We start from the raw sequence: 25,714 nt of genomic DNA, 5'->3' as shown, positions 1-25,714 counted from the left end.
AGAGGGTCGAGGCATGGACCTCACCTCATCCGGCGCCCTCCGCCGTGGCCTGTGCGCCGTCGCCGTCGCGGCGACGATCCCCTACCTGACGCTCAAACTGCTCTGGCTGTGCGGCAGTACGGTCGGCTTCACCGGCCGGGCCGACCTCTCCACCGACGCCGACGCGCTCTGGGTGGCCAACCTGGTCACCTTCGGGATGGACGCCGTCGCCCCGCTGCTCGCGCTCGCCTTCGTCCGCCCGTGGGGCCGCCGGGTGCCGGTCGGCCTGCTGGTCTTCCCGATGTGGGTGGCCACCGGCTTGCTCGGCACCCTGATGCTCGAACTGCCGATGATCTTCGGTGCGGAACTGCTGCTCGGCGGCGAACCCCCGGCCGCCCAGGGCTGGCTGCAGCCCTGGGTGTTCGCCCTGGTCTACGGCGGCTTCGTGCTCCAGGGCCTGGCCCTGATCGCCGGCTTCGTACTGCACGCCCGGGAGCGCTGGGCCGCCCTGCTCGGCAGCCGGATCGGCGACCTGCCGCGCACCGCCACCCTCCCGCTCCAGCAGGTGCTGAGCTGCCTGGCTGCCGGACTCGCCCTGCCGGTCGCGGCCGCCAAGCTGTACTGGGCGCTGGGGGGCGACGCCGGCCTGCCGCTCTCCTTCCTGGACGGGCCGCAGCGGTCGGCCCGGATCATCGCGGGCGGCACCGCCGTCATGCTGCTCGCGGCCGGAACGGCCTTCCTGCGGCTCGCTTTCCGGCTGGGCCCCGACCGGCCGCTCCGGCCGACGCTGGTGACCGCCTGGCTGACGGCCGGCTCGGTGTTTGCCTGGGGTTCCTTCACGCTGTTCTTCGACGGTCTGCGGACCGAGGTGCCGAGCGCGGCGGACGCCGTCCCGCCGGCCGCCTCGCTGGTGGGCATCGGGCAGGCCGGAGTGGGCCTGCTGCTGGTGGTGGTCGGCGCGGTCGCCCTGCTCGAACACGCAGCTGTCCGGGCTGACGTACAGTCAGCCGGATGAGTGCACTGATCGGGCGCAGAGCGGCCCTGCGCTGGGTGCACCTGGTGCTCGGCGGGGCGCTGCTGATGCCGTACTGGCTGCTCTCGCTGGTCCTGCTGTCCTCGCGGTACGGGGAGCAGAACCCGCAGCAGAACGTGCTGTTGCAGTTCGGCGCGCTGGCCCTGGCGCTGCCGATGGCCGCCGTGACCGCGCTGGTGCCGGTGGTCCGGGTCCTGGAGAGCACCGCCGCCCGGGCGCTCGGGCTGGGCACGGCGGCCGGGTTGGCGACCGTCCCGTCCCGGTCCTGGGCCGCCCGGCGGCGGACGGCCGCCTGGTACGTGCAGCACCTGCTGCTCGGCGGGATCGTCTCCGGGATGTCGCTGGCGGTGCCGCCCGCCGTGGTGTCGGTGCTCTTCTTCCCGTCCCGAGCGCTGCTCGACTTCTGGTTCGGCGGTCTCCGGGTGCCGCTGCCGCTGCTCGCGCTCGGTCTGGCCGCGCTCCCGGTGCTCGGCAACGCCGCCGCCGGGGCCTGGCTGGCCAGGACCGCCCCGGCGCTGCTCGGCCCGACTCCGGCCGAGAAGCTCGCCGCCGCCGAACTCCGCACCCTCGAACTGGCCCAACGCAACCGGCTGGCTCGGGAGTTGCACGACTCCGTCGGCCACGCGCTGAGCGCGGTCGGCATCCAGGCGGCGGCCGCGGGGCGGTTGCTGGCGAGCAATCCGGAGTTCGTCGCGGAGGCGCTGGCGGCGATCGAGGAGACCGCCAGAGCCGCCGTCGCCGAACTGGACACCGTCCTGGGCCTGCTCCGCGAGGACCGGCCCACCACTCCCGGCACCGGCCCGACCCTGGCCGAACTCCCGCTGCTACTACGCCAGTTGGAGCTGGTCGGGGTACCGGTGGCGGCCCGGGTCGACCCCGGCCCGGCCGGGCTGCCGGGCGAGGTCTCCCGGGCTGCCTACCGGATCGTCCAGGAGGGTCTGACCAACGTGCTCCGGCACGCCGGGCAGGTGCCCGCCGTGCTGCGGATCGACGTCAGGGACGGCGTCATGGAGTTGGAGTTGAGCAACCCGGTCGGCGCGGACCGGCCGAGCCGCCCCGGCGGCGGCCGGGGGCTGCGCGGGACGGCCGAACGGGCCGCTGTACTGGGCGGCGAGTGCACCGGCGGTCCGACTCGGGACGGCCGGTGGCGACTGGCCGCCCGGCTGCCGATCGAGGGGGATAAGTCATGATCCGCGTGGTGATCGCCGACGACGAGCGGCTGGTCAGGCTGGGCCTGCGAGCCATCCTGGACGCCGAGCCCGACATGACCGTGGTCGGTGAGGCGGCCACCGGCGCGGAGGTGGTCCCGCTGGTGCGCGAGCTGCGCCCGGACGTGGTGCTGATGGACGTCCGGATGCCGCAGATCGACGGCATCCGGGCCACCGAACAGCTGATGGCCGACCTCGATCCGGCGCCCCGGGTTCTGGTGGTGACCACCTTCGAGAACGACGACCACGTGTACGAGGCGCTGCGCGCCGGAGCGGCCGGCTTCCTGCTCAAGCGGGCCCGCGCGGAGGAGATGCTGCAGGCCGTCCGGCTGGTCGCGCACGGCGACTCGCTGCTCTTCCCGTCCGCCATCAGGCAGTTGGCCGCCGGACGGCGGACGCCCACCGGCGTCGCGCGGACCGACCGGCTCACCGAACGGGAAGGCCAGGTGCTCCGGCTGATGGCCGCCGGCCTCACCAACGGCGAGATCGCCGAGCGGTTCGTGGTCAGCCCGGAGACCGTGAAGACGCACGTCGGCAGCGTGCTGGCCAAGCTCGGCGCCCGGGACCGCACCCAGGCGGTGATCATCGCGTACGAGTCGGGCTTCGTCCGGCTGGGCTGACGGATCTCCCTCCCGGAAGCGCCTTCCACACCTCGGCTACCCACGGGTAGAGTGCGGCGACCGGGCCCCTGGAGGCCAACCGCACGACAAGAACTGGTGAACGCATGTCGGTCTGGACCCGTCCGGCGCTCTGGTGGCGCCTGGCCGTGGTGATCTCGGCCGGGCTCGGACTGATCCTCGGTACCGGCTCGCTGGTGTACTTCACGGTCGACAGCAACGTCATCGTGCTCGGCTACTACATCGGCGCCGTGTACTGGATGGTCCGGCGCGGGACCGTGGACGCCCCCGCACCCCGGCTGCGCGGCGCCGCGACGCTGTACATCACGATCACCGGCCTGGTCGCGCACATCCTGCTGAACAAGGGCGTCAACCCCCTGCCCGGCCTGGTGGACGGCGCGGACCTGCGGCAGGAGTGGTCGAGCTTCTTCCTGCACTACGTCACGCCGCTGCTGGTGCTGACCGACTGGCTCTGCCTCAAGCCGCGCAACGCCTCGCGCTGGAAGGACCTGCCGCTCTGGCTCGCCTTCCCGCTCGGCTACGCGGCCGTGACGCTGACCCGGGCCGCGGTCTTCCCCGACTTCCCGAACAAGTACCCGTACTTCTTCCTGGACCCGTCCGAGAAGGGCTACGGCTGGGTGTCGCTCCAGGTGGTCCAGCTGACCGTCGAGTTCGTCGCGCTGGCAGCGCTGGTGGTCGGCCTCGACCGGCTCGGCACGCTGGTCGCGCGCAGGCTCCGGCCGGTCGAGGCCTGACGTCCCCTCAGATTCCCCACTCGGCACGCAACTTCGCGAACTCCTGGTGGAACCCCGGGAAGGTCTTCCGCACGCAGCCCGGGTCGTCGAAGGTGGTGCCCGGGGTGCGCAGGCCCGCGACCGCGAACGACATCACCATCCGGTGGTCCCCGTGGGTGGCGATCTCCGCCGCCTGCGGGGTCCCCGGGTGGATCTCGATCCAGTCCCGGCCGGTCTCGACCGTGATCCCCTGGCGGCGCAGGTTCTCCGCGCAGGCCTCGAGCCGGTCGCACTCCTTGACCCGGGTGTTGTAGACGTCCTCGATCCGCACCGGGCCGTCGGCGAACGGCGCGATCGCGGCGAGGGTGGGCATGGTGTCGGAGATGTCCCGCATGTTCACCGCCAGCCCGCGCAGCCGGCCGCCCTCGGCGCCGGTGACCCTGACCGCGTCCGCGCCGATCCGTACCGTCGCGCCCATCCGCTCCAGCACGTCGACGAACCGCAGGTCGCCCTGGAGCGCACCGGTGCCCAGGCCCGGGACGGTCACCTCGCGGCCCGTCAGCGCAGCCGCCGCGAACACGTAACTGGCGGTCGAGGCGTCCGGCTCGACCGGGTACTCCACCGCCGTGTAGCCGCCCGGCGGCACCACGAAGACCTTGCCCTCGCGCCGGACCTCCACCCCGAAGCTGCGCATCATCGCGATCGTGATCTCGACGTACGGCACCGAGACCAGGTCGGTGACGGTGATCCGCAGCCCCTGCTCGGTCAGCGGGCCGAGCAGCAGCAGCGCCGTCAGGTACTGCGAGGACAGCCCCGCGTCGAGCGTCAGCTCACCGCCCGTGACGCCCTTCGCGCTGATCCGCAGCGGGTGGTGGCCCTCCTGCTCCTCGTGCACCAGCTCGACGCCGAGCTCCCGCAGCGCCTCGGTCAGCGGGCCGACCGGCCGCCGTCGCATCTGCGCCGAGGCGTCGAACCGGAACTCACCGTGCCCCGCCGCCGCCAACGCGGGCAGGAACCGCGCGGTGGTCGCGCCGTCCCGGCAGTAGACCTCGGCGTCGTTGGCCGGCCCCTGCGGCCGCCCCTGGATCACCCAGTCCTGCCCCTCGGCCGCCACCGCGTACCCGAGCCTGCCCAGCCCCTCGGCGAACCCCTCGGTGTCGTCCGAGTGCAGCGGCCTGAGGAGTCGGGTGGTCCCCTCCGCCGCAGCCGCCAGGAACAGCGCACGCGCCGTCACCGACTTCGATCCGGGAATCTCGACAACCGTCACAACGTCCTCCACGCCGGGCTGATCCAGGGCAGCCCCATCCTCTCCCGCCGGCCCCCACCCCGGGCCGGCCGTTCCACGACTCGGACCACAGTCCGTCAGCTCGGGGCCGGAGACCTGCGCGGCCGGGCGACGCCCGGGAGGCACCGGTCTTGCCGGGCCAGGGTGGCGCCGGCGAGGCGCAGCCAGTGCAGCGGGCGGGCCAGGGCCTCGGCGGCGGAGCCCGCGAGGGCCGTGAGGGTCAGCGCCGGGAGGGTGGCGGCTCCGGCCACGACGGTGGTGCGGGTGTGGGCCGCGCGCTGGAGGACCTCGCCGACGGCCTTGCCCCGGTGGGAGGTTGCGTCGAAGCGCCCCTCTCCGGTGATGACCAGGTCGGCGTCGGCCACGGCGGCGGACAGCCCGAGCAGGTCCGCGACGGCGGCCGCTCCCGGGGTCACCCGTGCGCCCCAGGCGGCGTGCAGACCGTAGCCGGTGCCGCCCGCCGCGCCCGCGCCCGGCTGGTCGGGGTCGCCGCCGAGCAGCGCCGCCAGCCGCCGGAGCGCCATGTCGAGCCGGGTGACGTCGGCCGGGGTGGCACCTTTCTGCGGGCCGTAGACGGCGGCGGCGCCGTCAGGGCCGAGCAGCGGGTTGGTGACGTCGGTGAGCAGCAGCACCCCACCGGGCGGCGGCGGCCGGAGCGCCGAACGGTCGACCCGGGCCGCGTCGGCGAGCGCGGCTCCGCCGTCCGGGAGTCGACGGCCCGAAGCATCCAGCAGCCGCAGCCCGAGCGCGGCAAGCAGACCGGCCCCGCCGTCCGTGGAGGCCGAGCCGCCCAGGCCGATCACCAGCCGCCGGGCACCCCGGTCGAGCGCGGCCGCGACCACCTCACCCGTACCCCGGGAGGTGGCGGTGAGCGGAGCGAGACGGTCGAGCAGTGGGAGCCCACTGACGGTGGCGAGCTCCACCACGGCCGTGCCGTCCGGGAGCAGCGCGTACCGCCCGGTGACCGAACGTCCGTCCGGGCCGACGCAGTTCGCGACCTCGATCAGCTCACCACCCGCGCCGACGGCGGCCAGGGTGCCCTCGCCGCCGTCGGCCATCGGCCGCAGCACCAGGTGGTCGGACGGCCTGACGGAGCGCCAGCCCGCCGCCAGTGCCTCGGCCGCCTCGACTGCGGTGGCCGTTCCCTTGAAGGAGTCCGGCGCGATGACGACCTTCACCGGGGTTCCACGTACGTACGGTGCCGCTCGACCATGGTGGCCAGCGTCTCGGCTCCCGGGGTGTCCCAGACCTGCTGGTTGAAGATCTCCACCTCGATCCAGCCGTCGTACCCGGCGCCCGCGACCATCGCGCCCAGCGCTCCGAAGTCGATGCAGCCGTCCCCGACCTGGCCGCGTCCGAGCAGCGCGTCGGCGGGCAGCGGCAGGGTCCAGTCGCAGACCTGGTACGCGGCGATGCGCTCGCCCGCGCGGGCGATCTGCGCGGGCAGGTCGGGATCCCACCAGACGTGGTAGCTGTCGACCACCACGCCGACCTGGGTGGCGGGGAAGAGCTCGGCGAGATCGAGCGCTTGGCCGAGGGTGGAGACCACCGCCCGGTCGGCACAGAACATCGGGTGCAGCGGCTCGATCGCCAGCCGGACGCCGAAGTCTCCCGCGTGCGGTGCGAGTTCGGCCAGCATGGTGCGTACCCGTGCCCGGGCTCCGACCAGGTCGCGGGAGCCCTCGGGCAGGCCGCCGACCACCAGCACGAGGGTGTCGGTGCCGAGTTCGGCGGCCTCCTCGATCGCCTGGAGGTTGTCGGCCAGCGCGGCCCGCTGCCCCTGCGCCGAGTCGGCGGTCAGGAAGCCGCCCCGGCAGAGGCTGCTGACCGCGAGGCCCGCCTCCCGGCACAGCTTCGCGGCCCGCTCGACGCCGACCTCGGCCACCTTGTCCCGCCACAGGCCGATCGCCGGGATGCCGGCGTCCACGCAGCCCTGGACCGCCTCCGGGAGCGACCAGCCCTTGGTGGTGATCTGGTTGAGCGACAGCCTGGTCATGCCGTCACCCCCGCCGCCACCGCGAGGTACTGCCGCATCCGTCGCGCCGCCAGCTCCGGATCCGGCAACACCCCGGCGTCGTCAGCCAGTCGGAACAGCTCGACCAGGTGCGGCACCGACCGGGCGCTCTGCGCCCCGGCGACCATGGTGAAGTGCTCCTGATGTCCCGCCAGCCAGGCCAGGAAGACGATCCCGGTCTTGTAGTGGTAGGTCGGCGCCCCGAACAGGTGCCGGGCCAGCGGCAGCGTGGGCGCGAGCAGCGCGTCGTACCCCGCCGGGTCCCCGGCGTCGAGGGCCCGCAGCGCGGCGGCAGCCACCTCGGCGATCGGGTCGAAGACGCCCAGCAGGGCGTCGCTGTGGCCGAGTTCGTCGCCCCGGATCAGCTCCGGGTAGTTGAAGTCGTCACCGGTGTAGAGCCGGACGCCGGACGGCAGGGCCCGCCGCAGGGCGACCTCGCGGTCCGCGTCCAGCAGCGAGACCTTGATGCCGTCGATCCGGTCGGCGTGCTCACCGATCAGGGTCAGCACCGTGCCGGTGGCGGTGTCCAGGTCGGCCGAACCCCAGTACCCGGCCAGCGCCGGGTCGAACATCTCGCCCAGCCAGTGCAGGACCACCGGCTGCGCGGACTGCCCGATCAGCTTCCCGTACACCGCGAGGTAGTCCTCCGGGCCACGGGCGGTGGCGGCCAGCGCGCGGCTGGCCATCAGGATCGGCTGCGCACCGGCCTGCTCGACCACCGCCAACTGCTCCTCGTACGCGGCGACCACGCCACTGAGGGAGTGCACCGCGAGCTGGTCGGTGCCGACGCCGCAGGCCAGCCGGCCGCCCACCGCGCGGGCCTCGGCGCCGGAGCGGGTGATCAGCTCCCGGGTGGCGGCCCAGTCCAGGCCCATGCCGCGCTGCGCGGTGTCCATCGCGTCGGCGACGCCGAGCCCGAGCGACCAGAGGTGGTGCCGGAAGGCGAGGGTGGCGTCCCAGTCCAGCGCGGCCGGTGCGCCGGGGGCGTTCTCGGCGCCGGGGTCGGCCACCACGTGGGCGGCGGCGTACACGACCCGGGAGACCGGCGCCGGACCGGCCCGTAGCACCAGCGGCTCGCGCATCCGGTACGGGCCGACGCCCGGGAGGTGCAGGGCGGTCACAGGGTCAGCTCCGGCACGTCGAACCGGCGGCCCTCGCGGGCGGATCGCAGCCCCAGCTCGGCCAGTTGGACGCCCTTGGCGCCCTCCAGCAGGTCCCAGCGGTACTCGGAACCGGTGACCACGTGCCGCAGGAAGAGCTCCCACTGCACCTTGAAGCCGTTGTCGAACTCGCCGTTGTCCGGCACCTGCTGCCACTGGGTGCGGAACGACTCACCGGCCGGCAGGTCGGGGTTCCAGACCGGCTTGGGCGTCGAGGCCCGGTGCTGGATCCGGCAGTTGCGCAGTCCGGCGACCGCGCTGCCCTCGGTGCCGTCGACCTGGAACTCGACCAGCTCGTCCCGGTCGACCCGGACCGCCCAGGAGGAGTTGATCTGCGCGGTCACGCCGCCCTCGAGTTCGAAGACGCCGTACGCCGCGTCGTCGGCGGTGGCCGGGTAGGCCGCGCCCTGCTCGTCCACCCGGGTCGGGATGTGGGTGGCGGTGTGCGCGTACACCGAGCGGACCGGCGCGATGATGTTGTCCAGCACGTAGCGCCAGTGCGGGAACATGTCCAGGATCATCCCGCCGCCGTCCTCGGCGCGGTAGTTCCAGGACGGGCGCTGGGCGCTCTGCCAGTCGCCCTCGAAAACCCAGTAGCCGAACTCACCGCGCACGGACAGGATCCGGCCGAAGAAGCCGCCGTCCACCAGCCGCTTGAGCTTGATCAGGCCGGGCAGGAAGAGCTTGTCCTGCACCGCGCCGTTGCACACCCCGGCGGCGGTCGCCAGGCGGGCCAGCTCCAGGGCACCGGAGAGGGATTCGGCGGTCGGCTTCTCGGTGTAGATGTGCTTGCCCGCCGCGATCGCGGTACGCAGCGCGGCCTCCCGGGCCGGGGTGACCTGGGCGTCGAAGTAGATCTCGGCCAGCGGGTGGGCGAGTGCCTCGTCCAGCGAGGTGGTCCAGTGGGTGAGGCCGTGCCGGTCGGCCAGCTCCTTGAGCTTGAGCTCGCTGCGGCCGACCAGGATCGGTTCGGGCCAGAGCACGGTACCGTCGCCGAGCGGGAGGCCGCCCTGCTCGCGGATGGCGAGGATCGAACGGACCAGGTGCTGGCGGTAACCCATCCGCCCGGTGACGCCGTTCATCACGACGCCGATGACCCTGCGGGACATCACAACACTCCTAGGGATTCGGGAAGTTCACGCGCTGGTGGAGATCGACTGCGGCAGCACGGGGTGGGCGAACGGCCGGCCGGCCGCGTAGCGGGCCAGCTCGTCGGCGGCCGCCACGGCCATCCGGTGCAACTCGCCGCCGAGCGATCCGGCGACGTGCGGGGTGAGCAGCACGTTCGGCAGCTCGTACAGCGGGGAGTCGGCGGGCAGCACCTCGGGGACGGTGACGTCCAGCACCGCGTTCAGCCGGCCGGACAGCAGCTCGGCGAGCAGGGCGTCCTGGTCGATCAGTGAGCCGCGCGAGGTGTTGATCAGCGTGGCGCCGTCCCGCATCAGGGCAAGCCGTCGGGCGTCGATCATGTGGTGGGTGACGGCGAGCTCCGGCGCGTGCACGCTCACCACGTCGGCGGCGGCGCAGAGTTCGTCCAGCTCCACCGCCCGGGTACCGAGCGCTTCGGCCTCCTCCGCCGTCACGTACGGATCGTGCAGCAGCAGCTCCAGATCGTGCGGCCGGAGCAGCTCGATCACCCGGCGGCCGATCCGGGAGGCGCCGATGACGCCGACCGTGCGGCGGTAGTTGCCGGTCCCGGCGTACGCGCGCTGCCAGTCGTGCGGGGCGCGCCGGGCGCGGTAGTCCTCGCGGATCCGGAACAGCTGCTTGTTGGCGAACAGCACGGCGGCGACGGTGTACTCGGCGACCGGCAGGGCGTTGGCCCAGGCGGCCGAGGTGACCTGGAGGCCGCGCTGCCAGCAGGCGTCGGTGATGTGGTGCTTGACCGAACCGGCGGCGTGGATCACGGCGCGCAGCTGCGGGGCGGCGGCCAGCACGGTCTCGTCCAGCGGTGGGCAGCCCCAGCTGCTGACGATCACCTCGGCCTCCCGTAGGGCGGCGGCGGCGACCGGGTCGGTGAAGTCGTCCACCACCAACAGCGGGTCGAGGTCGGCGAGTTCGGCGAGCCGGGCGAGCGTGGCGGGGTCGATCAGCTGCTCGGCCAGGTCGCGCTGCATGGCCAGCAGGGCACGCGGGCGGCGGGGCGGGCGGCCCGGTTGGGCGGGCGCCGGTGCGAGGTCGGGCACGCGGGTCTCCTATACGGGCTGAGTGAAAGTGGTCATTTGACGCTCCCGGCGGTCAGCCCGGCCTTCCAGTGCCGCTGCAGGGCCACGAAGGCGACCACCAGCGGGACGACGGCGAGCAGCGAGCCGATCACCACCAGCGGGTAGTACTCGGGGAAGGCGCGGGTCTGGGCGTTCCAGCTGTACAGGCCGAGGCTGACCGGGAAGAGCCGGTTGTCGGAGAGCATCACCAGCGGCAGGAAGAAGTTGTTCCAGATCGCGGTGAACTGGAACAGGAACACCGTGACGAAGCCGGGCATCACCATCTTGAGCCCGATCGACCAGAAGGTGCGCAGCTCTCCCGCACCGTCCATCCGGGCCGCCTCCAGCACCTCGCCGGGCACGTACCCGGCGCAGAACACCCGGGCCAGGTAGACGCCGAAGGGGTTCACCAGCGAGGGCAGGAAGACCGCCCAGAAGGTGTTCACCAGGTGCAGTTCGGAGGCCAGCAGGTACATCGGTAGCGCGAGCGCGGTGGTCGGTACCAGCACGCCGAGCAGGACGAGCCCGAAGACCTTCTCCTTGCCGGGGAAGGCGTAGACGTGGAAGGCGTACCCGGCGCAGACGCAGACGAACGCGCAGAGCAGGGCCCCGATCCCGGCGTACAGCAGGGAGTTGAGGTACCAGCGGAAGTAGATGCCGTCACCGGCGGAGGCCAGGTCGGCCAGGTTCTGCCCGAGGTTGAAGTTGCCGGCGGTGAGTGTCCGGCCGCCGATCAGGTCGCCGGTGTTCTTGGCGGAGGCGGTGACCAGCCAGCCGAGCGGGAGCAGGGTGTAGGCGGTGGCCAGCAGCAGCGCGCCGTTGACCGCGGTCTTCGACAACGACCAGGGGCTGCGCTGCCGTTGCGGCCGGGCCCGGGTGGCGGGCGGGCGGGGCGGTGAGAGCAGGGTGGTCATCCGGTGACCTCCGTCCGTCGGCCCGCGCGGCCCCGGCCGAGGCGGGTGACCACGAAGGAGAGCGCGGCGGCGGTGAGTGCGAGCAGCACCGAGGAGGCCGCGGCCAGTCCGTAGTCGCCGCGCTCGAAGGCGGCGGTGTAGGCGTACATGTTGGGGGTCCAGGTGGAGATGACGCCGGGTGAGACGCCGTGCAGGATCATCGGCTCGGTGAACAGCTGCAGCGAGCCGATCACGGTGAACAGGCCGACCATCGTGAGCGAGGCCCGGATCAGCGGGATCTTGATGTTCAGCGCGGTGCGCAGCGGCCCGGCGCCGTCCACCACGGCCGCCTCCAGCACCTCGCGCGGGATGGCCTGCAGCGCGGCGTAGAAGATCACCATGTTGTAGCCGGTCCACTCCCAGAGCGCGATGTTCACGACGGCGGGGAGCGGGCTGCCGAGCAGGTCGGGCTGTGAGCCGACCGCGTCCAGCGCGCTGATCACCGGGCTGATGCCGGGGGTGTAGAGGTACATCCAGATCAGCGCGGCGATGATGCCCGGCACCGCGTGCGGCAGGAACAGCGCCAGCTGGAAGAACCGGCGGGCCCGGGCCAGCGCGGAGTCCAGCAGCAGGGCCAGCAGCAGCGACAGGCCGACCATCAGCGGGATGTACAGCAGGCAGTACTGGGCCGTGGTCCAGAACCCGGCCCGGAACGCCTCGTCACCGAGGGCCCGGATGTAGTTCGACAGACCGGTGAACACGGTCTCGGCTCCGCCGAAGCCGAGGCCCGAGCTGCGCTCGGTGTACAGGCTGAGGTGGAGCGCGTAGCCGATCGGGACGAGCGTGCAGGCGGTGAAGAGGACCAGGAACGGGGCGAGCAGCACACCCGCCGCCCCGTACCTGCTCCGCCGCCCGGAGCGCCGGACGCTCTTGGCGGTGCTGGTCACTCGCCGACCTTGAGCCCGCGGTTCTTCAGCTCGGCGACGGTGGCCTTCTGGGCGCCGTCCACGGCCTGGCCGAGGGTGCCGCCGGCGCCGAGCTTGCCGAAGGAGTCCTTCAGCGAGGTGTTGGTGGCGCCCATCGCCGGGCCCCAGCTCCAGGACGGCTTGATGGACTTCGCCGCGTCCTGGTAGATCGTGTAGATGTCCTGGCCGCCGTAGAAGGCGGTGTCGAAGGCGGCCTTGGCGACCGGGATCAGCTCGGGTGCGGCCGGGTAGACGGAGGAGGTGCCGGAGGCGATCCGGGCCTTGATGCCCTCGGGGGTGGTGGTGGCCCAGGTGGCGAACTCGACGGCGGCCTTGGCCTTCTTACTGTCCTTGGAGACGGCGAAGGTGGTGCCGCCGAGCATGCCGCTGGCCGGGCTGCCGTCCCAGGTCGGGATCGGCGCGACGGCCCACTTGCCGGTGCCGTCCGGGACCGAGGACTTCAGCACGCCACCGCCCCAGGAGGCGCCGAGGTAGCCGGCCGTCTCGCCCTTCTGCAGCGAGGCGGTCCACTGCTGGCTGAACGAGGGCATCGAGCGGACCAGGTCGTCGGCGACCATCTTCTGCCAGTAGTCGGCGACCTTGGTGGTCTCGGCGCCGGCCAGCGCGACCTTCCAGCTGTCGCCCTGGGTGCCGAACCACTTGGCGCCGGCCTGCCAGGAGAGCGCCTCGAAGGTGCTCGGGTCGTCCGGGAAGAAGGTGGCGATCCGGGTGTTCGGGTCGGCCTGCTTGAGCTTCTCGGCGGCGGTGCGGAACTCGTCCCAGGTCTTCGGCGCGATGACGCCGGCCTTCTCGAACAGGTCCTTACGGTAGTAGAAGGCCTGCGGGGCGGCGTCCAGCGGCAGCGCCCAGTTCTTGCCGCCGAGGGTGGTCAGCTCGACCGACTGGGGCAGGTACTTGGCCTTCAGGTCGGCGCTGACCAGCTTGGAGATGTCCTGCACCGCGCCCTGGCTGACGAAGTCGGGCAGCTGCGGGTACTCGACGTTGAAGACGTCGGGGGCGTTGCCCGCCTTCACCGCGTTGGCGATCTTCGCGTAGCCGCCCGCGTTGCCGGAGGGGATCTCCTCGAAGGTGATCTGGATCTTCGGGTGCGAGGCGTTGAAGGCTGCGACCACGTCCTTGGTGCCCTTGGCCCAGCCCCAGAAGGTGAGCGAGACCGGCTGACCGTCGGCCGCCTCGGTGCTCGGCCCGCCGGTGCTGCCGCTGCTGCCACAGGCGGCGACCAGCGAGAGCGACAGTGCGGAGGCGGCCGCGAGGAGGAGGGCTCTACGGGGGCGGGTGGGGGAAGAGGGCATGGCACGGCTCCTGGGGCGAAGGGGATCGGTACGGCCGATGTGACCCTGGACCGCCTTCTTGCGGCGATCTGACGAGGTGTGACCGCCATCTTGGGGTGGTCGGCGATCGGAGTCAAGGGATTGAGATCAAATGATCCAATCTGATCTCTCGATGGATCATTCGATCCGCAGTCCTTGACGCATGATCAGCCCGCTCCTAGATTCGGAACCCCCGGACAGAGGACCCCGCCATGCCCGTCTCCCCCTTCCCGCTGCCGCCCGAGGACCGCGAGCTCAGCCCGCACACCGGCTGGACCAGGGCACACTGGGAGGCCGTCGCCGACGGCCTGCTGACCGCCGTCGGGCCGTACGCGACGCCGGGGCGGGCACTGGTCAACCTGCCGGGCCCGCGCGCCAGCCTGTCAGGGCCCCGCTCGGACGGTCTGGAGGGGTACGCCAGGACCTTCCTGCTCGCCGCCTTCCGGGTGGCCGGGGCCGACGGCGCCGACCCGGGCGGCCTGCTGGAGCGGTACGCGGCGGGGCTGGCGGCCGGGACCCGCTCCCCCACCACCTCGCGCGAGCTGGACTCCTCCGAAGCCTGGCCGGTGATCACCGACCGGGGGCAGGCCATGGTCGAGGCCGCCTCGATCGCACTCGCCCTCCGGCTGACCCGCCGCTGGCTCTGGGACCGGCTGGACCCCACCGTTCGCGACCGGGCCGCCGCCTGGCTCGGCGAGGCGCTCCGCCGGACGCCCAACGACAACAACTGGTGGCTCTTCCCGCTCACCGTCGGCGGCTTCCTCGCCGAGGCCGGGTACGCGGACGAGGGCGCCGTCGAACGGGGCCTGGAGCGGATCGACCGCTGGTATCTCGGCGAGGGCTGGTACACCGACGGCCGCCCGCGCGCCTTCGACCACTACAACGGCTGGGCGCTGCACCTCTACCCCGTACTGCACGCCCACCTGTCGGCCGACCAGCCGCTGCTGGCCCGCTACGGCGACCGGCTGGCCGCCCACCTCGACGGCTACGCCCGCACCTTCGGCGGCGACGGCGCCCCGGTCCACCAGGGACGCTCGCTCAGCTACCGGTTCGCGGCCACGGCCCCGCTCTGGGCCGGCGCCCTGACCGGCCGCACCCCGCTCACCCCCGGCACCACCCGGCGGCTCGCCTCCGGCGCCCTGCGGCACTTCCTCGACAGGGGCGCGGCCGGGGCCGACGGCCTGCTCTCGCTCGGCTGGCACGGCCCCTACCCGCCGCTGGTCCAGCCGTACTCCGGGCCCGCCTCGCCGTACTGGGCGAGCAAGGGTTTCGTCGGTCTGCTGCTGCCGCCCACCCACCCGGTCTGGACGGCGGTGGAGGAGCCGGCCCCCGCCGAACGGGCCGACGCCGTCCACCCGCTGCCGGTGCCCGGCTGGCTGATCCAGTCGACCGCCGCCGACGGCGTGGTGCGGCTGCACAACCACGGCAGCGACGACCAACCGGTGGGCGAGGCGCATCCCGACGACCCGCTGTACGCCCGGCTCGCGTACTCCACCGTGACCGGACCGTCCGCCCTTCCCGACAACCACTTCGGGCTGTTCGTCGACGGTGCCGTCAGCGCACGCGGCCGGATCACCCCGCTCGGCGCGGGCGACGGCTGGGCCGCCTCCTCCCACTGCCCCCGGGACGGCGTCACCGTCACCTCGCTCACCCTGGCCCACGGCGCGGACGAGATCCGGGCCCACCTGGTCACCGGGGCCCCGGACGGAACGCCGGTGCACCAGGGAGGTTGGGCCGTCGCCGGAGCCTCCGTCACCTCGGCGGTCACGCCGGACGGCACCGCCTGGGCCCGTGCCGCAGAGCTCGCGTCGGCACTGCGGCCGCTGCACGGCTTCGGCCCCACCTCGGTGCACGACCTGTCGGACGGCACCGCATTCGGCGCCGTCGGTGCACTGCCCGCCCTCACCGGGGCGACCGGCGGCGGACTGTTCGTCTGCGCGGCCCGGCTCGGCCGCTCCACGCCGGACGACTTCCCCGGCCTGCGGGTCACCGTGGACGGGCCGCGCTTGCGGGTGCGGTGGCCTGACGGCACCTGCCAGCAGGCGGAGTTGACCGTCGACGGGGTTTCGGTGGTGCGGTCGTGAAGTGGGGCTTCTCCACCCTCGGCCTGCCGGACGTACCGCTGCCGGAAGTGCTCCGCCTCGCCACCACCCACGGCTGGTCCGGCGTGGAACTGCGCTGCGCCCCGGGCCAGCCCGTCCACCTCGGCCTCTCCCCCACCGAACGGGCTGACACCGCCCGGCAGTTCACTCGCACCGGAGTCGCTCCGCTGGCGGTCTGCTCGTACGTCCGGATCGCCGAACCGGGCGAGGACGCCGCCGTGCTCGCCGAACTCCTCGACCACGTACGGCTGGCGGCCGACCTGGGCGCGCCGTACGTCCGGGTCTTCCCGTACGGCGACGACGCCACCGCCGTCCGCCGCCTGACCACCGCCGCCCCGGCGGCCGAGGCCCTGGGCGTCCGGATCCTGATCGAGACCCACGACACCCACCGCACCGCCGCCGACGTCTCGCGGATCCTCCAGCAGGTCAGCTCGCCCGCCGTGGGCGGACTCTGGGACCTGATGCACACCTGGCTGGCGGGCGAGCCGCCCGCCGCCTCCCACGCCGCCCTGGCACCCCACCTTGGCTACGTCCAGATCAAGGACATCGCCTCCCCCGATGACCTCACCCCCCTCCCCCTCGGCACCGGAGTCCTACCGATCGACGACTGCCTCCGCCTGCTCGCAGCCGACACCTGGGTCTCCTGGGAGTACGAGGCTCCCTGGCACCCCAGCGCGGCCCCGTTCGCCCCGCTGCTCGCCCGGCGGCCACGCCGGACCGGCGGGAGCCGCCCTCGATGATCCAGGTGTCGGATTCCGGCGCTCCAGGCCCTCATCCCCGGAGACCCGGCAGGCCCGAGCGGTGAAGTCCCTGACACCAGGGCCGAACTGACCGACCGTGGGTGGAGGGTCAGGGCCGGAGCTGGATCGCGGCCGTGAGCGTGTAGCCGACCAGCGCGCCGAAGAAGGCGACGGCGGTGACGTGGCGGGCGGTGAACGGCAGCCCGGCCAGGGCGGGGTAGAGCAGGACCGCGATCGCGGCGCAGACGTCCGCCGCGTAGAGGCCGAGGGGCGGCAGCATGTTGGTGGTGCGGGCGGCCCAGCCGGTGGCCACCAGGAAACCGGTGAGCAGCACGAAGCCGGAGAGCAGGCCGGAGCCGATGGTCAGCAGGACCGAGTGCGGCTCGGGCGCCGGCTCCCCCGCGGCGAGGGCAGGGCGCAGCCGGTGGGCGACGGCGAGGCCGGTCACGGCGATGAGCAGGGCGGCAATTGCGCCGAGCAGGGCGAGCAGGTTCACGTGCGGCTCCCGGAGCGCTGGACGGGGTGGAGCAGGGCCGCCAGGGCGGCCGGGACGAGGACGACCAGCAGCAGCACGACCGACCAGACCACCGGGTCGATCCCCTGCCCCGCGTCACCCGGCGGTGGCGGGAGGGGCGGTGGGGCGGCCAGCGCGCTGGAGGTGGCCGGGGGCGCGGTCAGCGACGGTGCGGGCGGTGGGGCGGGAGCCGACTCGGACACCATCACCTGCTCCACCACCTTCGGCTTCGGCCGGACCGGCTTCGCGGTGTGCGGGCGCGGTGCTGCGGGCGCCACGACGACACCGCTCGCTGAACTGGCCGGACCGGGCAGGGGCGAGGGCGAGGGCGAGGACGAGGGCGAGGGGGACGGAGAGGGCGACGGCGCAGGCGTGGTCACCACCGGCGTCGGCGTGGCCGACTCCGGCGGGCACGGCGACGGAGGTGGCGGCGGAGGCGGAGGGGACGGCGGCGGGCAGAGGGGTACGTCATCCATCCGGCCGATTCTGCGGCTCAGCCGCACCCCGGCGGGCCGGACGGCGGCGGCACTACCCGGACGGGTGACACCACGTCAGCCCTCGTACGCCCCCGGCGCACCCCGGAGCCCTCGGCTCAGCCCTCGCCGCCGCAGGAGGTGCGGATCTTGAGGCTCGGCAGCAGTTCGATGTGGTGCGCGGGCAGCCCGGTCTCGTGGGCCAGCCGGCGCAGCAGCAACTCCAGTGCGGCGGCGCCGACCGCCCGCTTCGGCGGGGCGACCGCGGTCAGCGGCGGCGCTGCCAGCGCGGCGAACACGTCGTCGTACGAGATCAGCGCGACGTCGCCGGGCACGTCCACGCCCCGGGCCCGGAGCAGCGGCGGGAGCTGGATGGCGTCCTGGTCGTTGTGCACCAGGACGGCCCGGATACCGCGACCGGCGGCCTCGGCGATCAGGTCGGCGACCGCGCCGGGGTCCGCCGGGCCACCGCCGGGGCGGTGCAGGTCGATGACGGGCTGGGGGGTGAGGCCGAGCAGCCGGGTCCCCTCGGCGTAGCCGCTGCGGACCTGGTGGGCGGTCCAGGTGTCCTCGCGGGCGGCGAGCAGGACGGATTCGTGGCCCAGACCGGCCAGGTGCCGGAGTGCCAGCAGGACGCCGTGCCGGTGGTCGGAGGCGACCGAGTCGAGTTCGGCGCCGGGGCTCTCGGGCGCGGCCCGGCGTTCCACCAGTACGGCGGGGACCGGCAGGTCACCGAGCCAGGCGGACTGTTCGGCCCGGCTGCCCGGCTGCCAGTTCGGGGTGAGCAGCAGGCCGTCCACGCCGGACTCCAGCAGCCGTTCGACCTGCTCGCGGTCGTTGCCCGCCTCGTACGGGGCGATGCCGAGCACCAGTCGGGCACCGGCCTCGCCGGCCGCGGCCCGGGCTCCGGCGATCACCTCGTCGAAGTACGAGCCGACGGTGGGGACCAACATGCCGATCACCCGCTCGCTGTCGCCGACCGCACTCGGGGCGCCCGAGTCGGCGGGGGCGAGCGAGACCGAGCCGTGCGAACGGTGCAGCCGGCCACTCTCCGCGAGCGCCGCGATGTCGCGCCGGACCGTCACGGCGGGGATGCCGAGCCGGGCCGCCAGGTCCACCACCCGGACCGTGCCGAGGTCGCGGACCACCTCGGTGATGCGCGCCCGCCGTTCCTCCGCAGAGATGGTCATGAGTTCCCTTTCCCCGTGCACGGGTCTATTCCGACCGCCTGATCACTTTGTATCATTCGATCGCTGATTGATCTAACGGTCTCGCTCGATCCCGTCCCCACCCGGATCGCCACTTCAGGGAGTCACCCCACCCATGCTCCTGCCCCGCACCGCCCTCATCCTCCTCGCGCTCACCGCCGCGGCCCTCCCGGCCCCGGCGGTGGCCGCCACCCCGGTCACCAGCTATCTGGACTGCTCCGCGGCGACCAACGGTACCGGCAGCCTCACCAGCCCCTGGAACAGTCTGGCCGCCGCCAACGCCCATGTCTTCGGCCCCGGCGACCAGTTGCTGCTCAAGCGCGGCGCCACCTGCCTCGGCACCCTCCGACCGCAGGGCTCCGGCGCGCCCGGCGCACCGGTCACCCTGGCCGGCTACGGCACCGGCGCCGCCCGCCCGGTGGTCTCCGGTGACCCGGCCTCGGCCGAGCAGGCCGCCGTGCACCTCCACAACGTCGAACAGTGGGAGCTGCGGGAGCTGGAGATCACCTTCCCCGACCCCGCCGCCACCAAGCGCGAGCGCAACGGCCTGCTGGTCGAGATCGCCGACCTGCCCGACGGCGTCGGTTCGCACTACCTGGTCGACGACGTCTACGTACACGACGTCAACGGCGACGCCACCAAGTGGAGCAACGGCATACAGTTCCGGGTCTCCGGCACCGTCACCCCCACCAACTTCGACGACGTGCTGGTGCAGAACTCCCGGATCACCCGGGTCGACCGCGAGGGGCTGACCAACCGCTCCACCTGGATGTGCCGGCCGAGCTACGGCACCGGGGACGGCTGCGGCTCCACGGTGAACTGGCGGCCCAGCACCCGGCTGATCTTCCGGGGTAACACGATCAGCGACACCGGCGGCGACGGCATCGTGGTCCGGGCCGCCGACCACGCACTCGTGGAGCACAACCTGGCGTACGACCTCGCGATGCGCCCGATGGGCTCCAACGCCGGTGTCTGGACCATCAACTCCGACTACACCACGGTCCAGTACAACGAGGTGCACCACGTCCGCAGGCTGTCCGACAACAACGACGGCATGGCCTTCGACTCCGACTACGGCAACACCGGCGTGGTCTTCCAGTACAACCACAGCCACAACAACGAGGGTGGCTTCATGCTGTTCTGCGGGGCCTGCGGCGCGGGTTCCAGCAGCACCGGCACAGTGGTCCGGTACAACCTGAGCCGGGCCGACAAGAGCCGCTGGCTGTTCGCGGTCGGCGAGAAGAACGCCCAGATGTACCACAACACGGTGTACCTGCCCGCCGGTTCGACCACCGCGATCATCCAGGACGGCTCCGGCACCAGCGCCACCCGGCTGACCGGCAACCTGTTCCACAACCTCGGCACCGGCGGGTACACGGGCTTCGGCTCCAGCGTCTACCAGCCCGCCGACTTCGGCTGGACCGCCAACACCTTCTTCGGCAACCACCCCGCCAGCGAGCCGGCCGACCCGGAGAAGCTCACCACCGACCCCGGCTTCACCAACCCCGGCGGCAGCACCCCCGAGGATTACCGGCTCAGCGCCAACTCCCCCTCCCGGGCGTCTGGTTCGGTCATATCGGGCAATGGCGGTCGGGACTGGTTCGGCGCCCCCGTACCCGCCGTCTGCCGCCCCGACCGGGGCTTCCAGCAGGCCTCCACCTTCGACGACACCGCCTGCGCCCCGGCCAACGCCGTCCGCAACCCCGGCTTCGAGACCGGTGCACTCTCCCCCTGGACCTCCTACGGCGGCGTGACCGTAGACAGCGCCGACGCCCACTCCGGCACCCGCGCCGTCCGGGTCGGCCCGGCGCAGGCGGCCGCCGAACAGGTGGTCACCCTCGCCCCCAACACCACGTACCGGCTCTCCGGCTGGGGTCGGGTCTCCGCCACCGGCACCGAACTCTCGCTGGGCGTCAAGCAGTACGACACCCTCGGCTCCACCACCCGGGCCGCCTTCACGGCCACCGGCTGGTCCGAGGGCGCCACCACCTTCACCACCGGCCCTGGCGCCACCAGCGCCAGGGTCTACTGCTACGCCCGCAGCGGCACCGGCTACGGCTGGTGCGACGACGTGACGGTCGTCCCGGCCTGAGCCCGTCGACCGGATCCGGTCCTCGCGGAGTCAGATCCGCCAGGACCGGATCCGGTCGGCGGCCACGAACACGTCGGCGTTGAACTCGGCGACGTCCCGGGCCAGTTCGACCAGGGCGCCGTACGGCGGGTCGATGCCCTCCTCCGCCGCGTGCATGTACGCGGCAGTGGCCATGCAGGCGTAGAGGTTGTTGCGGACCGGCAGCGGGCGCAGCTGCACGATGGTGTGCATCAGGGCGGCCGCGCACCAGGACGGGTCGGCGTCGTGCCCGAGCTGGGCGGTGTTCACCCGGTGCCGGGCGACGGCGGCCTGGAGGGCGGAGTAGTCACGGACCGTCAGGTCCTCCGGGTACGCCTGCTCCTGGACGTCGAGCAGCCAGCGGATGTCGACGTGCAGCACGGTCCTCACGCGGCGGTGCCCTTGCCGGCCGGGGCGTCCTCGGGGAAGGCCGCGTCGAACTCGTCGAGGTGCTCGTTCCAGAACGCCACCGCGTGCTCGACGAACGTCCGGCGCTGCTGCTCACGGACGCTCAGATCGTGTACGTACGCCTTCACGCTCTTGCCGTCCGCAGCGGCGGCCGCGCGGATCGCCGCGAGTTCGACCTCGGTGTACTCGATGTTGAGCGCTGGCATGAAAACACGGTACCGAAGGGGTACCTGGCGGCGGTACCCCTTCGGTCCATCCCGTGGCGGGCGGCTCGCCCGCCGGTTCACATCGGCTCGACCTGCCGCAGCCCGCCGTCGAGTTCCAGCCAGCGGGTGATGCCGATCCCGCGCAGGAACGGCAGGTCGTGGCTGGCCACCACCAGCGCCCCCTGGTACCCGGCGAGCGCCTGGGTGAGCTGGCGCACGCTGGCCAGGTCCAGGTTGTTGGTCGGCTCGTCCAGCAGCAGCAGCTGCGGTGGCGGGTCTGCCAGCAGCAGCGCGGCCAGGCTGGCCCGGAACCGCTCGCCGCCGGAGAGGGTGCCGGCCTGCTGGTCGGCCCGTCCGCCGCGGAACTGGAACCGGGCCAGCCTGGCCCGGATCGCGTTGTCCCCCGCCGACGGCGCGTACGCCTTGACGTTGCCCACCACTGAGAGCCCGTCGTCCAGCAGGTCGAGCCGCTGCGGCAGGTGCCGGACCGGCACGGGCACGGTCACCTCCCCTTCCACCGGCCGGAGTTCACCGGCGATGGTGCGCAGCAGGGTGGACTTGCCCGAGCCGTTCCGCCCGACCAGCGCGATCCGCTCCGCCCCGCGCAGCTCCAGGCTGACCCGGTTGCCGTACGCGAGCCGAACCTGGTCCAGACTGAGCACCGTCCGCCCGGCCGGCACGGCCGTCCGGGGCAGGTCGATCCGGATCTCGGCGTCGTCCCTGACCGCCTCCTCGGCGGCGGTCAGCCGTTCCCTTGCCTCGTTGAGGCGCTCGGTGTGCATGCCCTTCAGGCGGCCCGCGGTCTCCTCGGCCCGGCGCTTGAAGGCACCGGCGAGGATCTTCGGGTCGTTCCGCTCGAAGGACTTCCGCCTGCCGTAGTTGGCACTGCGCTCCGAGCGGGTCCGGGCCTCGATCAGGTCCCGCTGCTGGCGCTGGACCTCGGACTCGGCCACCTTGACCAGCCGTTCCGCGGTCTCCTGCTGGGCGGCGACGGTCCGCTCGTAGTCGGCGAAGTTGCCGCCGTACCAGGTGACCGTGCCGTCCCGGAGATCGGCGATCTGGTCGACCAGACCGAGCAGCTCCCGGTCGTGGCTGACGATCACCATCACCCCGGGCCAGGAGGCCACCGCCTCGTACAGCAGCCCCCGGGCCCGCCGGTCCAGGTTGTTGGTCGGCTCGTCCAGCAGCAGCACGTCAGGCCGGCGCAGCAGCAGCGCGGCCAGGTGCAGCAGCACCGCCTCGCCGCCGGAGAGGCCGCCGACCGTACGGTCCAGGTCGAGGCCGCCGAGACCCAGCCTGGCCAGGGTGGCGGTGGCTCGCTCCTCGACGTCCCAGTCCTCGCCGATCGCGGTGAAGTGCCGCTCGTCGGTGTCACCGGACTCGATCGCGTGCAGCGCCTCGCGGGCCGCCGCGATGCCGAGCGCCTGGTCCACCCGCTGGGCGGTGTCCAGTGTCAAGTCCTGCGGCAGATAACCGAGTTCGCCGCCGATCCGGATGCTTCCCGCGGTCGGGGTGAGCTCTCCGGCGAGCAGCCTGAGCAGGGTGGACTTGCCGGCCCCGTTCAGGCCGATCAGGCCCGTGCGGCCGGGGCCGACCACGAGCTGGAAGTCGTGCAGCACGCTGCGGCCGTCCGGCCACTCGAAGCCGAGGTCGGTGCAGCGGATGGAAGAGGTGGGTTGTGCCATGGATGGCCTCCCGGAAGTGGTCGCCGTGTAGGGGTACGAGCACGGGGAGACACCGCTGCGCTGCGGAGCATGGGGAGGGCGCCACGAAAGAAGGGGCTCGCCACCGAGGTCAACGCACGCACGCCCGCGAAGGATGTCAGCGGGGGGCGGTGTCTCAGGACCTCAGTAGAGCAACGGCCTTCTCCAGTCTTCGGATCGCCAGGGCCTGTCTGACTGTTCGCGTCGGATCAGGCCTGGTCGTTCGGTGCGTGCGCTCGGCGTGCGGCCGGGGCGCCCTCGTAGCGGAGCTACTTGGGCGTTTCGGCCGTGCGGCGAGGGTGCGTGCCGGGCGGGCAGGACCCGGCGGGAATGGTCAGACAGGCCCTGGGGCCGGGATCAAAGGTAGGCGGGCACGGGACCGCCCGCAAAGGGTTTTCCGACCGGCCCGATAGGATCGGAGACATCATGAGCGCCACTCTCGTAGTCAAGGACCTCAGCGCCGGCCACGGCGACCGCATCCTCTTCTCCGGCCTGGACCTGGTCGTCGCCCCTGGCGACGTGGTCGGCCTGGTCGGGGCCAACGGGGCGGGCAAGTCGACCCTGCTCCGGTTGATGGCCGGTCTGAGCACCCCGGAGAGCGGTTCGCTCAAGCTGAGCCCGCCGACCGCCAACGTCGGCCACCTGCCGCAGGAGCCCGAGCGCCGTCCCGGCGAGTCGGTCCGCGACTTCCTGGCCCGCCGTACCGGTGTGGCCGCCGCCCAGGCCGCGCTGGACGAGGCCACCGAGGGCCTGGTCGAGGGGCGCCCGGGGGCCGACGACGCGTACGCGACCGGCCTCGACCGCTGGCTCGACCTCGGCGGCGCGGACCTGGAGGAGCGCGCCGAGGAGGTGGCGGGCTCGCTCGGGCTGAAGGTGAGCCTGGACCTGCCGATGACCGCGCTCTCCGGCGGCCAGGCGGCCCGCGCCGGGCTGGCCTCGCTGCTGCTCTCCCGGTACGACGTCTTCCTGCTCGACGAGCCGACCAACGACCTGGACCTGGACGGCCTGGAGCGGCTGGAGTCCTTCGTCAAGGGCCTGCGCGCGGGCACCGTGCTGATCAGCCACGACCGCGAGTTCCTGACCCGCACCGTGACCCGGGTGCTCGAGCTGGACCTCGCCCAGCAGCAGGTGAACCACTTCGGCGGCGGCTACGACGCGTACCTGGAGGAGCGCGCGGTGGCCCGGCGGCACGCGCGCGAGGAGTACGAGGAGTTCGCCGACACCAAGGCGGGGCTGGAGGCGCGGGCCCGGATGCAGCGGGGCTGGATGGAGACCGGCGTCCGCAACGCCCGGCGCAAGTCCAGCGACAACGACAAGATCGGCCGCGCGACGCGGGCCGAGTCGACCGAGAAGCAGGCCGCCAAGGCCCGTCAGACCCAGCGCATGATCGAGCGGCTGGACGTGGTCGAGGAGCCCCGCAAGGAGTGGGACCTGCGGATGGAGATCGCCGCCGCCCCGCGTTCGGGTTCGGTGGTCGCCACCCTGCGCGGGGCGAAGGCCGAACGCGGCGAGTTCGCCCTCGGCCCGGTGGACCTGCAGATCGACTGGGCGGACCGGGTGGCCATCACCGGCGCCAACGGCGCGGGCAAGTCCACCCTGCTGGCCGCCCTGCTCGGCCGGCTCGAACTGACCGACGGCAGCGCCACCCTGGGCTCCGGCGTGCTGGTCGGCGAGGTCGACCAGGCCCGCGGGCTGTTCTTCGGCGAGGAACCGCTGCTGGACGCCTTCCAGGCTGCCGTGCCGGACCTCTCCCCGGAGGAGGGCCGCACCCTGCTGGCCAAGTTCGGCCTCAAGGCGGCCCACGTGCTGCGCCCCGCCCACACCCTCTCCCCCGGCGAGCGGACCAGGGCCGCACTGGCCCTGCTCCAGGGCCGGGGCGTGAACCTGCTGGTGCTGGACGAGCCGACCAACCACCTGGACCTGCCCGCCATCGAGCAGCTGGAGTCCGCCCTCGCCTCCTACACCGGCACCCTGCTGCTGGTCACCCACGACCGCCGGATGCTGGAGGCCGTGACGGTCAACCGCCGCCTGGAGGTCTCCGACGGCCGGGTCCAGGAGCTCTAGACCGATTCCCTGTGGTCCAGACCTTCCGCTGATGTGCCGTCATATGCTGTGCTGTGGACCATGGTTGACAGCACAGCACCGGCGGCTACCCACCCGACCGTGCCGCTCCGCCCGATGACGGTCCCTGCCCACGAGGCGGAGACCCGCAGCAGGTCCTTCCACGACGTGATGGCGCTACGCCGTACCGTCCGCGACTACTCGACCCGCCCGATCCCCGACGGGGTGATCGACTGGGCCGTCCGGACCGCCTCGACCGCCCCCAGCGGGGCGCACGTTCAGCCCTGGCGGTTCGTGGTGATCACCGATCCGGAGCGCAAGCGACGGCTACGCGAGGCGGCCGAGGCCGAGGAGCGGGAGTTCTACGCGCACCGGGCCTCGGAGGAGTGGCTCGCGGCGCTGGCGCCGATCGGGACGGACTGGCAGAAGCCGTTCCTGGAGGACGCCCCGGCCGTGATCGTGGTGTTCGAGGTGCACAAGGGACCGGCGTCACCCCGGCCGTACTACACCAAGGAGTCGGTGGGCATCGCGGTCGGCTTCCTGCTCGCCGGCCTGCACCAGGCCGGTCTGGTGACGCTGACCCACACCCCCAGCCCGATGCGCTTCCTGAACGAGGTCTGCGACCGGCCGGCCGAGGAGCGGGCCGCGTACGTCATCCCGGTCGGCTACCCGGCGGACGGGGCGCGGGTGCCCGACCTGCACCGCAAGCCGCTGGACGACGTGCTGATCCGACTCTGACCGACCGTCCGGTTATCCGGAACCAGTC

The 25,714-nt window shown here is 73.0% G+C and carries 24 protein-coding genes; 9 read left to right on the top strand and 15 right to left on the bottom strand.

Annotated elements, in window-relative coordinates; genetic code table 11:
- Window positions 1–13 precede the first annotated feature (13 nt).
- The 4 genes from ACKUU6_RS25935 (at window position 14) to ACKUU6_RS25920 (ending at window position 3,592) form a co-directional block, all read left to right on the top strand.
- On the top strand, window positions 14–994 hold the full coding sequence (locus ACKUU6_RS25935; protein WP_407990973.1) for a hypothetical protein: 981 nt from the start codon (window positions 14–16) through the stop codon (window positions 992–994).
- Entirely contained in the window at window positions 991–2,202 is a 1,212-nt protein-coding gene (locus tag ACKUU6_RS25930; RefSeq protein WP_407990972.1) for a sensor histidine kinase, read from the top strand. The genes ACKUU6_RS25935 and ACKUU6_RS25930 overlap by 4 nt, the downstream gene beginning before the upstream one ends.
- Complete coding sequence (locus ACKUU6_RS25925; RefSeq protein ID WP_407990971.1) at window positions 2,199–2,840, top strand: response regulator transcription factor; 642 nt, start codon at window positions 2,199–2,201, stop codon at window positions 2,838–2,840. Before ACKUU6_RS25930 ends, ACKUU6_RS25925 begins: the two co-directional genes overlap by 4 nt.
- Before the next feature lie 104 nt (window positions 2,841–2,944).
- Window positions 2,945–3,592: a Pr6Pr family membrane protein gene (locus ACKUU6_RS25920; protein WP_407990970.1), complete on the top strand. Its 648-nt coding sequence runs from the start codon at window positions 2,945–2,947 to the stop codon at window positions 3,590–3,592.
- 7 nt (window positions 3,593–3,599) lie between these two features.
- Here the strand turns inward: ACKUU6_RS25920 and aroA are convergent, their stop codons facing one another.
- The 9 genes from aroA to ACKUU6_RS25875 all read right to left on the bottom strand — a co-directional run bounded on the left by aroA (window position 3,600) and on the right by ACKUU6_RS25875 (window position 13,405).
- Entirely contained in the window at window positions 3,600–4,838 is a 1,239-nt protein-coding gene (aroA, locus tag ACKUU6_RS25915) for a 3-phosphoshikimate 1-carboxyvinyltransferase (RefSeq protein ID WP_407990969.1), read from the bottom strand.
- Window positions 4,839–4,933: 95 nt separating this feature from the next.
- Window positions 4,934–6,034 (bottom strand): glycerate kinase, encoded by a 1,101-nt coding sequence (locus tag ACKUU6_RS25910; RefSeq protein ID WP_407990968.1) that lies wholly within the window; start codon window positions 6,032–6,034, stop codon window positions 4,934–4,936.
- Window positions 6,031–6,852, bottom strand: a complete 822-nt coding sequence (locus ACKUU6_RS25905; protein WP_407990967.1) for a sugar phosphate isomerase/epimerase family protein — start codon at window positions 6,850–6,852, stop codon at window positions 6,031–6,033. The genes ACKUU6_RS25910 and ACKUU6_RS25905 overlap by 4 nt, the downstream gene beginning before the upstream one ends.
- Window positions 6,849–7,952, bottom strand: a complete 1,104-nt coding sequence (locus ACKUU6_RS25900; protein WP_407992241.1) for a dihydrodipicolinate synthase family protein — start codon at window positions 7,950–7,952, stop codon at window positions 6,849–6,851. The genes ACKUU6_RS25905 and ACKUU6_RS25900 overlap by 4 nt, the downstream gene beginning before the upstream one ends.
- Window positions 7,953–7,987: 35 nt before the next feature.
- Window positions 7,988–9,139 carry a Gfo/Idh/MocA family protein gene (locus tag ACKUU6_RS25895; RefSeq protein WP_407990966.1) on the bottom strand — a complete coding sequence of 384 codons (1,152 nt, stop codon included), beginning with the start codon at window positions 9,137–9,139 and terminating at the stop codon, window positions 7,988–7,990.
- A gap of 27 nt (window positions 9,140–9,166) precedes the next feature.
- The gene (locus ACKUU6_RS25890; protein ID WP_407992240.1) at window positions 9,167–10,147 is read right to left on the bottom strand and encodes a hydroxyacid dehydrogenase; all 981 of its coding nucleotides are present in this window, start codon (window positions 10,145–10,147) and stop codon (window positions 9,167–9,169) included.
- A gap of 101 nt (window positions 10,148–10,248) precedes the next feature.
- Window positions 10,249–11,148: a carbohydrate ABC transporter permease gene (locus ACKUU6_RS25885; protein WP_407990965.1), complete on the bottom strand. Its 900-nt coding sequence runs from the start codon at window positions 11,146–11,148 to the stop codon at window positions 10,249–10,251.
- Window positions 11,145–12,074 (bottom strand): carbohydrate ABC transporter permease, encoded by a 930-nt coding sequence (locus tag ACKUU6_RS25880; protein ID WP_407990964.1) that lies wholly within the window; start codon window positions 12,072–12,074, stop codon window positions 11,145–11,147. Before ACKUU6_RS25880 ends, ACKUU6_RS25885 begins: the two co-directional genes overlap by 4 nt.
- Window positions 12,071–13,405: an ABC transporter substrate-binding protein gene (locus ACKUU6_RS25875; RefSeq protein ID WP_407990963.1), complete on the bottom strand. Its 1,335-nt coding sequence runs from the start codon at window positions 13,403–13,405 to the stop codon at window positions 12,071–12,073. The genes ACKUU6_RS25880 and ACKUU6_RS25875 overlap by 4 nt, the downstream gene beginning before the upstream one ends.
- 230 nt (window positions 13,406–13,635) lie before the next feature.
- On the opposite strand from ACKUU6_RS25875, the gene ACKUU6_RS25870 reads away from it, so the two are divergent.
- Together ACKUU6_RS25870 and ACKUU6_RS25865 are read left to right on the top strand one after the other, a co-directional pair.
- Window positions 13,636–15,507: a DUF2264 domain-containing protein gene (locus ACKUU6_RS25870; protein WP_407990962.1), complete on the top strand. Its 1,872-nt coding sequence runs from the start codon at window positions 13,636–13,638 to the stop codon at window positions 15,505–15,507.
- Window positions 15,504–16,265, top strand: a complete 762-nt coding sequence (locus ACKUU6_RS25865; protein ID WP_407990961.1) for a sugar phosphate isomerase/epimerase family protein — start codon at window positions 15,504–15,506, stop codon at window positions 16,263–16,265. Before ACKUU6_RS25870 ends, ACKUU6_RS25865 begins: the two co-directional genes overlap by 4 nt.
- Window positions 16,266–16,374: 109 nt before the next feature.
- Here ACKUU6_RS25865 and ACKUU6_RS25860 read toward each other — a convergent pair whose 3' ends face one another.
- The 3 genes from ACKUU6_RS25860 to ACKUU6_RS25850 form a co-directional block, all read right to left on the bottom strand.
- On the bottom strand, window positions 16,375–16,761 hold the full coding sequence (locus ACKUU6_RS25860; RefSeq protein WP_407990960.1) for a hypothetical protein: 387 nt from the start codon (window positions 16,759–16,761) through the stop codon (window positions 16,375–16,377).
- A complete protein-coding gene (locus ACKUU6_RS25855; protein WP_407990959.1) occupies window positions 16,758–17,057 on the bottom strand; it encodes a hypothetical protein in 300 nt (99 codons plus the stop codon). The genes ACKUU6_RS25860 and ACKUU6_RS25855 overlap by 4 nt, the downstream gene beginning before the upstream one ends.
- 314 nt (window positions 17,058–17,371) lie before the next feature.
- A complete protein-coding gene (locus tag ACKUU6_RS25850) occupies window positions 17,372–18,442 on the bottom strand; it encodes a substrate-binding domain-containing protein (protein WP_407990958.1) in 1,071 nt (356 codons plus the stop codon).
- Window positions 18,443–18,575: 133 nt separating this feature from the next.
- Between ACKUU6_RS25850 and ACKUU6_RS25845 the strand changes: the two genes are divergently transcribed.
- Window positions 18,576–20,552, top strand: a complete 1,977-nt coding sequence (locus ACKUU6_RS25845) for a carbohydrate binding domain-containing protein (protein ID WP_407990957.1) — start codon at window positions 18,576–18,578, stop codon at window positions 20,550–20,552.
- Window positions 20,553–20,582: 30 nt separating this feature from the next.
- Here the strand turns inward: ACKUU6_RS25845 and ACKUU6_RS25840 are convergent, their stop codons facing one another.
- The 3 genes from ACKUU6_RS25840 to ACKUU6_RS25830 form a co-directional block, all read right to left on the bottom strand.
- Window positions 20,583–20,960: a toxin Doc gene (locus ACKUU6_RS25840; RefSeq protein WP_184921364.1), complete on the bottom strand. Its 378-nt coding sequence runs from the start codon at window positions 20,958–20,960 to the stop codon at window positions 20,583–20,585.
- Window positions 20,957–21,184, bottom strand: a complete 228-nt coding sequence (locus ACKUU6_RS25835; protein WP_407990956.1) for a hypothetical protein — start codon at window positions 21,182–21,184, stop codon at window positions 20,957–20,959. The genes ACKUU6_RS25840 and ACKUU6_RS25835 overlap by 4 nt, the downstream gene beginning before the upstream one ends.
- Window positions 21,185–21,261: 77 nt before the next feature.
- Window positions 21,262–22,869, bottom strand: a complete 1,608-nt coding sequence (locus ACKUU6_RS25830; RefSeq protein WP_407990955.1) for an ABC-F family ATP-binding cassette domain-containing protein — start codon at window positions 22,867–22,869, stop codon at window positions 21,262–21,264.
- 444 nt (window positions 22,870–23,313) lie between these two features.
- On the opposite strand from ACKUU6_RS25830, the gene ACKUU6_RS25825 reads away from it, so the two are divergent.
- Window positions 23,314–24,951 carry an ABC-F family ATP-binding cassette domain-containing protein gene (locus ACKUU6_RS25825; protein WP_407990954.1) on the top strand — a complete coding sequence of 546 codons (1,638 nt, stop codon included), beginning with the start codon at window positions 23,314–23,316 and terminating at the stop codon, window positions 24,949–24,951.
- Between the two features lie 60 nt (window positions 24,952–25,011).
- Window positions 25,012–25,686: a nitroreductase family protein gene (locus ACKUU6_RS25820; RefSeq protein WP_407990953.1), complete on the top strand. Its 675-nt coding sequence runs from the start codon at window positions 25,012–25,014 to the stop codon at window positions 25,684–25,686.
- Window positions 25,687–25,714 lie beyond the last annotated feature (28 nt).

The sequence above is a fragment of the Kitasatospora sp. CMC57 genome, assembly GCF_045866025.2.
GTDB lineage: Bacteria > Actinomycetota > Actinomycetes > Streptomycetales > Streptomycetaceae > Kitasatospora.
This window is presented reverse-complemented; position numbering and strand designations above follow the sequence as displayed.

Bases quoted from the DNA above. Each gene is read 5' to 3' on its own strand.
- ACKUU6_RS25935 (WP_407990973.1), top strand. From the start codon at position 14: ATGGACCTCACCTCATCCGGCGCCCTCCGCCGTGGCCTGTGCGCCGTC.
- ACKUU6_RS25930 (WP_407990972.1), top strand. From the start codon at position 991: ATGAGTGCACTGATCGGGCGCAGAGCGGCCCTGCGCTGGGTGCACCTG.
- ACKUU6_RS25925 (WP_407990971.1), top strand. From the start codon at position 2,199: ATGATCCGCGTGGTGATCGCCGACGACGAGCGGCTGGTCAGGCTGGGC.
- ACKUU6_RS25920 (WP_407990970.1), top strand. From the start codon at position 2,945: ATGTCGGTCTGGACCCGTCCGGCGCTCTGGTGGCGCCTGGCCGTGGTG.
- ACKUU6_RS25905 (WP_407990967.1), bottom strand. From the start codon at position 6,852: ATGACCAGGCTGTCGCTCAACCAGATCACCACCAAGGGCTGGTCGCTC.
- ACKUU6_RS25900 (WP_407992241.1), bottom strand. From the start codon at position 7,952: ATGCGCGAGCCGCTGGTGCTACGGGCCGGTCCGGCGCCGGTCTCCCGG.
- ACKUU6_RS25895 (WP_407990966.1), bottom strand. From the start codon at position 9,139: ATGTCCCGCAGGGTCATCGGCGTCGTGATGAACGGCGTCACCGGGCGG.
- ACKUU6_RS25890 (WP_407992240.1), bottom strand. From the start codon at position 10,147: ATGCAGCGCGACCTGGCCGAGCAGCTGATCGACCCCGCCACGCTCGCC.
- ACKUU6_RS25885 (WP_407990965.1), bottom strand. From the start codon at position 11,148: ATGACCACCCTGCTCTCACCGCCCCGCCCGCCCGCCACCCGGGCCCGG.
- ACKUU6_RS25875 (WP_407990963.1), bottom strand. From the start codon at position 13,405: ATGCCCTCTTCCCCCACCCGCCCCCGTAGAGCCCTCCTCCTCGCGGCC.
- ACKUU6_RS25870 (WP_407990962.1), top strand. From the start codon at position 13,636: ATGCCCGTCTCCCCCTTCCCGCTGCCGCCCGAGGACCGCGAGCTCAGC.
- ACKUU6_RS25850 (WP_407990958.1), bottom strand. From the start codon at position 18,442: ATGACCATCTCTGCGGAGGAACGGCGGGCGCGCATCACCGAGGTGGTC.
- ACKUU6_RS25845 (WP_407990957.1), top strand. From the start codon at position 18,576: ATGCTCCTGCCCCGCACCGCCCTCATCCTCCTCGCGCTCACCGCCGCG.
- ACKUU6_RS25835 (WP_407990956.1), bottom strand. From the start codon at position 21,184: ATGCCAGCGCTCAACATCGAGTACACCGAGGTCGAACTCGCGGCGATC.
- ACKUU6_RS25830 (WP_407990955.1), bottom strand. From the start codon at position 22,869: ATGGCACAACCCACCTCTTCCATCCGCTGCACCGACCTCGGCTTCGAG.
- ACKUU6_RS25825 (WP_407990954.1), top strand. From the start codon at position 23,314: ATGAGCGCCACTCTCGTAGTCAAGGACCTCAGCGCCGGCCACGGCGAC.
- ACKUU6_RS25820 (WP_407990953.1), top strand. From the start codon at position 25,012: ATGGTTGACAGCACAGCACCGGCGGCTACCCACCCGACCGTGCCGCTC.